10 protein-coding genes are annotated in these 10,277 nt (G+C 62.1%); 2 read left to right on the top strand and 8 right to left on the bottom strand.

Annotated features, from left to right (window positions below):
• Positions 1–49: 49 nt before the first annotated feature.
• Positions 50–1,057, top strand: coding sequence for a nucleoid-associated protein YejK (yejK, locus tag ACZ889_RS09085; protein ID WP_021781869.1), 1,008 nt, complete (start codon positions 50–52; stop codon positions 1,055–1,057).
• On the opposite strand, the gene ACZ889_RS09080 is transcribed toward yejK, so the two are convergent.
• The 4 genes from ACZ889_RS09080 to ACZ889_RS09065 all read right to left on the bottom strand — a co-directional run bounded on the left by ACZ889_RS09080 (position 1,005) and on the right by ACZ889_RS09065 (position 3,869).
• Complete coding sequence (locus ACZ889_RS09080) at positions 1,005–1,346, bottom strand: GIY-YIG nuclease family protein (protein ID WP_003255109.1); 342 nt, start codon at positions 1,344–1,346, stop codon at positions 1,005–1,007. The two genes, yejK and ACZ889_RS09080, sit on opposite strands and share 53 nt — an antisense overlap.
• Positions 1,339–1,815: a nuclear transport factor 2 family protein gene (locus ACZ889_RS09075; protein ID WP_003255111.1), complete on the bottom strand. Its 477-nt coding sequence runs from the start codon at positions 1,813–1,815 to the stop codon at positions 1,339–1,341. Before ACZ889_RS09075 ends, ACZ889_RS09080 begins: the two co-directional genes overlap by 8 nt.
• Positions 1,816–1,924: 109 nt before the next feature.
• Positions 1,925–3,205, bottom strand: coding sequence for a CynX/NimT family MFS transporter (locus ACZ889_RS09070; protein ID WP_047605000.1), 1,281 nt, complete (start codon positions 3,203–3,205; stop codon positions 1,925–1,927).
• Between the two features lie 13 nt (positions 3,206–3,218).
• Positions 3,219–3,869, bottom strand: a complete 651-nt coding sequence (locus tag ACZ889_RS09065) for a FadR/GntR family transcriptional regulator (protein ID WP_004575660.1) — start codon at positions 3,867–3,869, stop codon at positions 3,219–3,221.
• Between the two features lie 139 nt (positions 3,870–4,008).
• Between ACZ889_RS09065 and ACZ889_RS09060 the strand changes: the two genes are divergently transcribed.
• Positions 4,009–5,193, top strand: a complete 1,185-nt coding sequence (locus tag ACZ889_RS09060; protein ID WP_180688786.1) for an alkaline phosphatase family protein — start codon at positions 4,009–4,011, stop codon at positions 5,191–5,193.
• A gap of 407 nt (positions 5,194–5,600) precedes the next feature.
• On the opposite strand, the gene hisC is transcribed toward ACZ889_RS09060, so the two are convergent.
• From hisC to murA, 4 genes are all read right to left on the bottom strand, one after another.
• Positions 5,601–6,647: a histidinol-phosphate transaminase gene (gene hisC / locus ACZ889_RS09055; protein WP_004574500.1), complete on the bottom strand. Its 1,047-nt coding sequence runs from the start codon at positions 6,645–6,647 to the stop codon at positions 5,601–5,603.
• Between the two features lie 2 nt (positions 6,648–6,649).
• Complete coding sequence (gene hisD, locus ACZ889_RS09050) at positions 6,650–7,975, bottom strand: histidinol dehydrogenase (protein ID WP_003255117.1); 1,326 nt, start codon at positions 7,973–7,975, stop codon at positions 6,650–6,652.
• A 286-nt stretch (positions 7,976–8,261) separates the two neighbouring features.
• The gene (gene hisG / locus ACZ889_RS09045; protein ID WP_003255118.1) at positions 8,262–8,897 is read right to left on the bottom strand and encodes an ATP phosphoribosyltransferase; all 636 of its coding nucleotides are present in this window, start codon (positions 8,895–8,897) and stop codon (positions 8,262–8,264) included.
• 91 nt (positions 8,898–8,988) lie between these two features.
• A complete protein-coding gene (murA, locus tag ACZ889_RS09040; protein WP_003255119.1) occupies positions 8,989–10,254 on the bottom strand; it encodes a UDP-N-acetylglucosamine 1-carboxyvinyltransferase in 1,266 nt (421 codons plus the stop codon).
• Between the last annotated feature and the right edge of the window lie 23 nt (positions 10,255–10,277).

Below are 10,277 nucleotides of genomic sequence, written 5' to 3'. Positions count from 1 at the left end.
CTCAGGTCTAGGTTAAACTTGGCAACTTTTGCAGCTCGCCGAGAATTCCATGCCAATCCGTCATTGCATCGTTCACCTGATCGACAAAAAGCCCGATGGCAGCCCCGCCGTGCTGCATGCTCGCGACTCCGAACTGGCTGCCTCCGATGCCATCGAAAACCTCCTGGCCGACCTCAATGACAGCTACAACGCCAAGCAAGGCAAGGCTTGGGGCTTTTTCCACGGCGAATCGGGCGCCTACCCGCTGAGCGGCTGGCTGAAGCAGTACCTGGATGAAGAAAAAGACTTCACCGCCTTCAGCCGCGTGGCTGTCGAGCATCTGCAGAAGCTGATGGAAGAGTCCAACCTGTCCACCGGCGGCCACATCCTGTTTGCCCACTATCAGCAAGGCATGACCGAGTACCTGGCGATCGCCCTGCTGCACCATAGCGAAGGCGTGGCGGTGAATGCCGAGCTCGACGTGACCCCTTCCCGTCATCTCGACCTTGGCCAGCTGCACCTGGCAGCACGCATCAACCTGTCGGAGTGGAAGAACAACCAGAACTCCAGGCAGTATATTTCGTTCATCAAGGGCAAGAACGGCAAGAAGGTGTCGGATTACTTCCGCGACTTCATCGGCTGCCAGGAAGGCGTCGACGGCCCGGGCGAAACCCGTACCCTGCTCAAGGCCTTCAGCGATTTCGTCGAAAGCGAAGACCTGCCGGAAGAATCCGCCCGCGAAAAGACCCAGACCCTGGTCGAGTACGCCACCACCCAGACCAAGCTGGGCGAGCCGGTGACGCTCGAAGAGCTGTCCAGCCTGATCGACGAAGACCGCCCCAAAGCGTTCTACGACCACATCCGCAACAAGGACTACGGCCTGTCGCCGGAAATCCCTGCTGACAAGCGCACCCTCAACCAGTTCCGCCGTTTCACCGGGCGTGCCGAGGGGCTGTCGATCAGCTTCGAGGCGCATCTGCTGGGGGACAAGGTGGAGTATGACGAAGCGGCGGGGACCTTGATCATCAAGGGGCTGCCGACAACCTTGGTGGATCAGCTGAAGCGCCGCAAGGACTGATTTCCCCCAAGCCGCCAAAGGAGGCCACCAGTGCCTCCTTCGCTGACTTGCGCAGCCGCTTCACCAACCGCTCCTGGCGCAGCGCCGCGCCCTTGTCCGGCCACTGCTCCACGTACACCAGCGCCTGGGCCGGGCTGGTCTTGAAATAGCGGGCGCCCTGCCCTTTCTGATGCGCGGCGAACCGACGCTGCGGGTCATCGCTGATGCCGCAATACAACGAGCCATTGGCTGCCCTTACCAGATAGACAAACCAGGGCTTACCAACGGCAGGTTCGACGACTTCACTCACCCTGGGCCTGCTGGAATGCGCGCAACCCCTTGAATGCCTGCAGGCGGACCTTGTTCTGCATCAGCGGCGACCACCCCAGCAGCATTCCAGGAACACCCAACGCTTGCCGCGACCAGCGCCACAGGTCAAAGGTATCGTCATGCTGGCAAATCAGCCCATCACGCATGACAAAGCGTGCCTGGATATCGTTGACCACAACACGGCCGGTCTGGCTGAACAGGTAGGTAGCCACCCAGTGCGCGCTGCCACTGTGCTCATCTGCACGTATGCTGTCGAATGTCAGGGTGAAGTTCTTGGCGCGGGTGGTGAGCATCCGCCACATATCGCCTGCGTCCTTGCCGCGTAGGGTGCCGAACACCGGGTCGCTGAAAACGATATCGCTGCTGTAGCAGGCCAGCATGGCGTCGGCATCCAGGCGCTGGAAAGCCTGGTAGAAACGGGTAATCAGGGCGCGGTTGGCATCGCTCATTGTGGGCTTGTCCGTCCTAGGTTCGAAAACTGCACGATAATCTGCCCCGATGGCTTATGCCAGTACCGTCCTCTTGGCAGGCAAGAGGACGGTACTGCTAAAACAGGCCTCAGACTTTTTCGCAGGTCACCTGCACCTGCAGTGCCCGCCCGGCACCCAGCCCGAACACGACGGCGCCAACGCCCAGTACCGCAAAAATCCAACCCAATGCCGCCCAGCCGCCGGTCAGGTCATGCACCAGGCCCACCGCGAAAGGCCCCATCGAGGCCAGGGTATAACCCACCCCTTGGGCCATGCTCGACAAGTTCGCCGCCACGTGGGCATCTTTCGAGCGCAGCACGATCAAGGTCAGCGCCAGGGCAAAGGTACCGCCCTGCCCCAGGCCCAGCACAATGGCCCACCCCCACAACCCGGAAAGTGGCGCATACAGGCAACCGAACAGCCCCGCCAGCGTACCTGACATGACCAGCACGATTGCCAGCCGCTGGTCCTTGCCGCGGGTGGCCAGCCAGGGGGCACTGAGCGAGCTGATCAACTGCACGATTACCGACCCCGACAGCACCAGCCCTGCCTCGGTAGGGCTGAGGCCGCGACCGATCAGGATCGATGGCAACCAACCGAACACGATGTAAGCCAGTGATGACTGCAGGCCCATATACAGGGTCACCTGCCAGGCCAGTGGGTCACGCCACAAGCCTCGCACGCGATAGGCCACCCTGTGCAGCCCATGCCCCTGACGGGCCTGTGGCAGCCACACCAGCATGGCCAGCAAAGCCGGCAGCACCCAGAAGCCCAACCCCAGTGCCCAGCTGCCGTCGAAATGCTGGGCCAACGGCACGGTGGCACCCGCGGCCATGGCCGCGCCCAGGCATAATGCCATGGTGTATACACCGGTCAGCGTGCCAGCGTGTTGCGGAAAGTCGCGCTTGACGATACCTGGCAACAATACGCCGATAATGCCGATGCTGGCCCCTGCCATCAGGCTGCCGAGGAACACGCCGACAGCCCCAAAGGTACTTCGTACCACGAGGCCAAGCGCCAGGGTGACGAGGATGCCAAGAATCACCCGCTCGCTGCCAAAGCGCCGCGCCAGCACTGGCGCCAAGGGAGCAAACAGGCCCAGGCAGAGCACCGGCAGGGTGGTCAGCAAGCCCGCCTGCGAAGCATTCAGCCCCAAGCCTTCAGATACTTGGCCCAGCACCGGCGCCATGCTCGACAATGCCGGGCGCAGGTTCAAGGCCACCAGCACCAGGCCCAGCAGCAACAGCCAGGGCCGCCGCAACACCACAGCCTGTTGCTGGACCTGTTCGTCGTCAGCTTCAGCGTCGATCAGCAGCTCATCGAGATCCCGCTCGTTCGATGGGGTATTACGGGTGATGGATTCAGCCATGGCCTTCTCGGTGTCAGGATTCAATGAGGGTACGGCTCAGGCGCTTGGCCCGTTCAGCGTCACGTTGCTCGATGGCGTCGAGGATCTGCCCATGCAAGTCGAACGTGGCCTGGCAGCGCGGAACGGTGGCCATATTGTGTTGCAGAGCGGCAGCCACGACCCCGGAGAAGTAACGGTACAGCTCGCTCAATGCCGGGTTATGGGCGGCATCGACCAGCCGCTGGTGGAAGACCAGATCGCAGGCGACATAGGCATCGACATCGCCGTGAAAGTGCCCGGCACTGCCTTCCAGGGCATCCTTCAGCGCTTGCAGGTCGGCATCGTTACGACGCAAAGCCGCCAAGCCAATGGCCTCCGCCTCGAGGATATGGCGTGTCTCGCGGGCCTGCTCGAGCGTACATCGAGACATCGCATGCACCGCCTGCAGCGGGTCCTGGGCAGTGCGCAGGTAGCTGCCGTCGCCCTGGCGAATTTCCACCAGGCCACTGAACGCCAGCACGCGCATGGCCTCACGCACGGTGTTGCGGCTGATGCCCAGTTGCAAGGCAAGCTCTGGCTCGGTAGGCAGGCGCTGGCCGACCTGCCAATCGCCCAGCACGATGCATTCACGCATGCGCTCTACCGCCAACTCCACCAGGGAGCGCTTGGTCAGCTCTGTATTCATGCCACTCAACCAATCATCCGACGAATTGATGCAGCTTACTGGATTGCAGGCAAAGAGGTAAACCACCTGGTATTTCTGCCAGTTGTGGGCATGCCACTTTGTTGCAACGCTCATTGCGTGCTTTCAAGGATGCGCCCCCATGCGACTGGCAAGTTTGCTGTTATTGCTGTTCCTGGCCCTGCAGCCGGGCTGTGACCCGGCCCGGCACCCGAGCCGCCCTAAAACCTTGCTCATCGGCCTTGACGGCGTGCAATTGCAGCAGTACCTGCAACTGGGCGATGCGACCAACCTGAAGCAGCGGCTTTACTACGGCAAGGCTTACGCCGGGGGGATCAATGGTAAAGCCAGCGAGCAGCTCACTTTGAGCGGCCCTGGCTGGATCACTTTGCTGACCGGCGTGTGGAGCGACAAGCATGGCGTTGAATCGGACGACGACTCGCAACGGGTAAACCCGGCGTTTCCTAGTCTGTTCAAGCGGCTACGCCTGGCCTACCCCAATGCCTACCTTTCCAGCATCGTCAACTGGTCGCCCATCAACACGGCATTTCTGCTGGAGGACGCCCATGACGCCGATGTACGCGAAAGTGGCTTGCCAGATGGACAGGTGATTGAACGAACGTTGCAGATCCTCGGTGACACACCCGCTGACTTCACGTTCATTCAACTGGACGAACCTGACCAGATCGGCCATCAAAGGGGTTATGGTGAGCGCTATGCACAGGCGTTGCGCAAGGCCGACAGCGAGATCGGGCGGCTATTGGACAAGGTAGACCAGCGGCGTCGCATGTTCCCACAGGAAGACTGGCTGGTACTCGTCAGTACCAACCATGGCCGGGACTATTGGGGGAAAGGCCATGGCGGCGTTTCGGAGCAGGAAAAGAGCATCTTCATCGCCAGCAACAAACCGTTGAATCAGGAACTGACCGAGCTCAGCATTCCTGTGGAAATGCCTGGGCCCGGCGGTCTGTACGGGCTTCCCGCGCAGACCTCGGTAGCGCCCACGGTGCTGCGCCACATGGGCCTCAAGCTGCAGCCGGAATGGCTATTGGACGGCACGCCTTTACTGGGTGATACCGGCGTGCGCAAGGCGCGGGCCGATGAAAACAAAGGACGGCTACGCTGGAACAGTAACGCCAAGGGTTATCTGACCATTATCAAGAACGGCCATGTGGTTGCCCAGGTTGCGGCCAGAGACGACCAATGGATCGATCCGGAGGGGATGGACAAGCAGAACGATTATGTACTGGTGCTGGATGGTACACCGGCGGCGGTGCGCAACAGGCCGGCAGCCAAGCCATTTGTGATCGAAGACCGCCGCTATTAAGCCCTTGAGAAGCAACAGTTCTGTCGTTCCTCAAGGGCTGGCGCGATCCCCGTAGGAGCGGGTTCACCCGCGAAAGGGCCGGCCCTGCTGGCCAGTTTCCACCCGCCGTTCACCGTTGCCGCCGCTACCGTATTCGCGGGTAAACCCGCTCCTACATTGGACGCGCACAGGCTGTTGTAGGAGCGGGTTCACCCACGAAAGGGCCGGCCCTGCTGGCCAATTTCACCAGCCGTTCACCGTTGCCGCCGCTACCGTATTCGCGGGTAAACCCGCTCCTACGATGGACGCGCACAGGCTGTTGTAGGAGCGGGTTCACCCGCGAAAGGGCCGGCCCTGCTGGCCAGTTTCCACCCGCCGTTCGCCGCTGCCGCCGCTACCGTATTCGCGGGTAAACCCGCTCCTACACGTCAGCTCAACGCATCCAGCAGTGCCTGGTTCATTTCCGGCGTACCGATGGTAATCCGCAGGAACTGGGCAATACGCGGCTGCTTGAAGTGACGCACGATCACGCCCTGCTCGCGCAAGCGTGCCGCCAGCTCGCCCGCATCCTGCTGCGGGTGGCGGGCGAAGATGAAGTTGGCAGCCGACGGCAGCACCTCAAAGCCCTTGGCCTGCAGCTGACCGACCAACACCTCCCGGCTGTCTATCACCTTGCGGCAGGTGTCCTCGAAGTACTCACGGTCTTCGAACGCCACCGCCGCACCGACGATAGCTGCACGGTCAAGCGGATAGGAGTTGAAGCTGTTCTTGATCCGCTCCAAGGCCTCGATCAGGTCCGGGTGCCCCACCGCCAGGCCCACTCGCAGCCCCGCCAGCGAGCGCGACTTCGACAGCGTCTGGGTAACCAGCAGGTTATCGTAGCGGTCCACCAGGCTGATCGCCGTTTCACCACCGAAATCGATGTAGGCCTCATCCACTACCACCACCGAATCACGGTTAGCCTGCAGCAGCTGCTCCACCACCTGCAACGGCATCAGGCAACCGGTCGGCGCGTTGGGGTTGGGGAAGATGATGCCAGCGTTGGGCTTTTTGTAGTCCTCAATACGGATCTGGAACTGCTCATCCAGCGCCACCTGTTCGAAGGCAATGCCGTACAGGCCGCAGTACACCGGGTAGAAGCTGTAGCTGATGTCCGGGAACAGCAGGGGCGCATCGTGCTGGAACAGGCCGTGGAAGATGTGCGCCAGCACCTCGTCCGAGCCGTTGCCGACAAACACTTGCGCCGGGGTCACGCCGTAGTACTCGGCCACCGCTTGCTTGAGACGGTCACCGTTCGGGTCCGGGTACAGGCGCAGGTTATCGTTCAGCTCGCCGCGCATGGCCTCCAGCGCCTTGGGCGACGGGCCATAGGGGTTTTCGTTGGTGTTCAGCTTGACCAGGCGGGCCAGCTTGGGTTGCTCGCCCGGCACGTAAGGCACCAGGTCCTTGACGAAGGGGCTCCAGAATCGACTCATGCTCAGTTCCCCTTCTCTTGGGTCAGGATACGGTATTCAGCGCTGCGGGCGTGGGCGGTCAGCGACTCGCCACGGGCCAGGACCGAGGCAGTGTGGCCCAGTTCGGACGCGCCCTGTTCGGAGCAGAAGATGATCGACGAACGCTTCTGGAAGTCATACACCCCCAGCGGCGACGAAAAACGCGCGGTACCTGAAGTGGGCAGCACGTGGTTAGGGCCAGCGCAGTAATCGCCCAGCGCTTCGCTGGTGTGGCGGCCCATGAAGATCGCGCCAGCGTGGCGAATGTGTGGCAGCCAGGCTTGCGGGTCGGCCACGGACAGCTCCAGGTGCTCCGGTGCAATGCGGTTGGCCACGTCCATGGCCTGCTGCATGTCACGCACCTGGATCAGCGCACCACGGCCATTGATCGACTTCTCGATGATATCGGCACGTTCCATGGTCGGCATCAGCTTGTCGATGCTGGCAGCCACACGATCGAGGAAGGCGGCATCCGGGCTGACCAGGATGGCCTGGGCGTCTTCGTCGTGCTCGGCCTGGGAGAACAGGTCCATGGCAATCCAGTCCGGGTCGGTCTGACCGTCGCACACCACGAGAATTTCCGAGGGGCCGGCGATCATGTCAATGCCTACCTGGCCGAACACGTGGCGTTTGGCGGTGGCAACGTAGATGTTGCCCGGGCCGACGATCTTGTCCACCTGCGGCACGCTTTCAGTGCCGTAGGCCAGCGCAGCCACGGCCTGGGCACCACCGACGGTGAACACCCGGTCGACACCGGCGATGCAGGCAGCCGCCAGCACCAGCTCGTTGACCTCACCACGCGGGGTCGGTACCACCATCACCACCTCAGCCACGCCCGCGACCTTGGCCGGGATGGCGTTCATCAGCACCGACGACGGGTACGACGCCTTGCCGCCCGGCACATACAGGCCAGCACGGTCCAGCGGGGTGACCTTCTGGCCGAGCACGGTGCCGTCGGCCTCGGTGTACTGCCAGGAATCCTGCTTCTGCCGCTCGTGATAAATGCGCACACGGTTGGCGGCCTTTTCCAGGGCCTCGCGCTGGACCGGTGTAATACGGGTCAGCGCCAGTTCCAGGCGCGCGCGATTGAGGATCAGGTCGTCAATCGACTTGGCGTCAACACCATCGAAGCGCTGGGTGAATTCCACCAGCGCCGCATCACCGCGTTCACGCACGGCCTTGATGATGTCGAGCACGCGCTGATTGACCGCGTCATCGGACACACTTTCCCAGCTCAGCAGATGATCCAGATGTCGGGCGAAATCCGGATCAGCGGCGTTGAGACGGGCAATTGCAGTGGACACGGTCATGGCGAGGGCCTCGTAATATTAGCGAATGCTCAGGCGCCCTAGGGGATTGTGCGAAAAGTGCCTGCGCGACGATCATGCTACGTTAAAAACAGGCTTGGAATGCTCATTTGCAACCAGCAAAGTCGGGCGCGACCCCGGCCGTTCCTCGCCTGTTTTCGTTCTTGCATGATCGCCGCTCGGCGACTTTTCGCACAATCCCAAGCTACCAGTCCATCCGCGCGGGCACCCGAGAAAAATGGCTATGACGCGGATAGACGGGCGCGACAGCGAAGGTCGCGCGCAGGAGTCAACCGCGGTGTCGCGATTCGACCGCTTGACGCAGCGTGTCGATCAGGCTCTGGATACGGGCGTGCTGCATTTTCATGGAGGCTTTGTTGACCACCAGGCGCGAGCTGATCGTGGCGATCAGTTCCTGGGGTTCCAGGCCGTTGGCACGCAGGGTGTTGCCGGTGTCGACCACGTCGATGATCTTGTCGGCAAGGTTGATCAGCGGCGCCAGCTCCATCGAGCCATACAGCTTGATGATGTCGACCTGGCGACCTTGTTCGGCATAGTAACGCTTGGCTACGTTGACGAACTTGGTGGCCACACGCAGGCGGCCCTTGGGCTCGGCTGCGCCGACTACGCCCGCGGTCATCAGCTTGCATTGAGCAATCTGCAGGTCCAGGGGCTCATACAGGCCCTGGCCGCCGTACTCCATCAGCACGTCCTTGCCGGCCACACCCAGGTCGGCAGCACCATGCTCGACATAGGTCGGCACGTCGGTGGCACGCACGATCAGCAGGCGCACATCGTCCTGCGTGGTAGGAATGATCAGTTTGCGGCTCTTGTCCGGGTTTTCGGTCGGCACGATGCCGGCCTCGGCGAGCAACGGCAAGGTATCGTCGAGAATACGGCCTTTGGAAAGCGCGATGGTCAACATTGGAACGTCGGTCCTTAAGCGGCTGCTGCCGGCCAGGTCATCGACCTGGCCGCATTCAATTCAAAAGGTGCGTCCTTGCACCCGCGGGGTACTAGCCCGGTACGCGGCGGATTTTCGCGCCGAGCATCTGCAGTTTTTCCTCGATGCACTCGTAACCACGGTCGATGTGGTAGATGCGATCGATCAGGGTATCGCCTTCGGCAACCAGCGCCGACAGCACCAGGCTGGCGGAAGCACGCAGGTCGGTGGCCATGACCGGGGCACCCTTCAGCGCCTTGACGCCAGTAACGATGGCGGTGTTGCCTTCGACCTGGATCTGCGCGCCCATGCGGTGCATTTCGTAAACATGCATGAAGCGGTTTTCGAAGATGGTCTCGATTACCGCGCCAGTGCCTTCGGCAATGGCGTTCAGCGAGATGAACTGCGCCTGCATGTCGGTCGGGAACGCCGGATACGGGGCAGTACGCAGGTTCACGGCTTTCGGCCGCTTGCCATGCATGTCCAGCTCGATCCAGTCCTCGCCGGTGTTGATGTCGGCACCCGCTTCCTTGAGTTTTTCAAGCACGGCTTCAAGGATGGTAGGGTCGGTGTCCTTGACCTTGACGCGGCCACCGGTCACGGCAGCGGCAACCAGGTAGGTACCGGTCTCGATGCGGTCCGGCATGACGCGGTAGTTGGCCGAATCCAGTCGTTCGACACCATCGATGGTGATGGTGTCGGTACCTGCGCCCTGAATGTTCCCGCCCATCGCGTTGATGAAGTTGGCCAGATCGACCACTTCAGGCTCACGCGCGGCGTTCTGCAACACGCTGCGGCCCTTGGCCAAGGCAGCGGCCATCATGATGTTCTCGGTACCGGTCACGCTGACGGTGTCGAAGAAGAAGTGCGCGCCACGCAGGCCACCTTCAGGCGCCTTGGCCTTGATGTAGCCGCCCTCCACTTCGATCTTCGCCCCCATGGCCTCAAGGCCACGGATGTGCAGATCGACCGGGCGCGAGCCAATGGCGCAACCGCCAGGCAGGGCCACTTCGGCTTCGCCGAAACGGGCAACCATCGGGCCCAGCACCAGGATCGAGGCGCGCATGGTCTTGACCAGCTCGTACGGCGCGACCAGGGTCTTGATGGTGCGTGGATCGATCTCCACCGACAGCTTTTCGTCGATCACAGGCTCGATGCCCATGCGCCCGAACAGCTCGATCATGGTGGTGATGTCGTGCAGGTGCGGCAGGTTGCCCACGGTGACCGGGCCATCGGCCAGCAGGGTCGCTGCCAGAATCGGCAGGGCTGCGTTTTTCGCGCCCGAAATGCGGATCTCGCCGTCAAGGCGAGCGCCGCCAGTAATAATCAGTTTGTCCATTGGAGTCTCGCCGCCAAGTTGGC

The organism is Pseudomonas sp. TE3895 (assembly GCF_056278855.1).
This window is presented reverse-complemented; position numbering and strand designations above follow the sequence as displayed.

Excerpts from the sequence above, each read along its gene's own strand:
- yejK (WP_021781869.1), top strand. The coding sequence starts at position 50 with ATGCCAATCCGTCATTGCATCGTTCACCTGATCGACAAAAAGCCCGAT.
- ACZ889_RS09075 (WP_003255111.1), bottom strand. The coding sequence starts at position 1,815 with ATGAGCGATGCCAACCGCGCCCTGATTACCCGTTTCTACCAGGCTTTC.
- ACZ889_RS09070 (WP_047605000.1), bottom strand. The coding sequence starts at position 3,205 with ATGGCTGAATCCATCACCCGTAATACCCCATCGAACGAGCGGGATCTC.
- ACZ889_RS09065 (WP_004575660.1), bottom strand. The coding sequence starts at position 3,869 with ATGAATACAGAGCTGACCAAGCGCTCCCTGGTGGAGTTGGCGGTAGAG.
- ACZ889_RS09060 (WP_180688786.1), top strand. The coding sequence starts at position 4,009 with ATGCGACTGGCAAGTTTGCTGTTATTGCTGTTCCTGGCCCTGCAGCCG.
- hisC (WP_004574500.1), bottom strand. The coding sequence starts at position 6,647 with ATGAGTCGATTCTGGAGCCCCTTCGTCAAGGACCTGGTGCCTTACGTG.
- hisD (WP_003255117.1), bottom strand. The coding sequence starts at position 7,975 with ATGACCGTGTCCACTGCAATTGCCCGTCTCAACGCCGCTGATCCGGAT.
- hisG (WP_003255118.1), bottom strand. The coding sequence starts at position 8,897 with ATGTTGACCATCGCGCTTTCCAAAGGCCGTATTCTCGACGATACCTTG.
- murA (WP_003255119.1), bottom strand. The coding sequence starts at position 10,254 with ATGGACAAACTGATTATTACTGGCGGCGCTCGCCTTGACGGCGAGATC.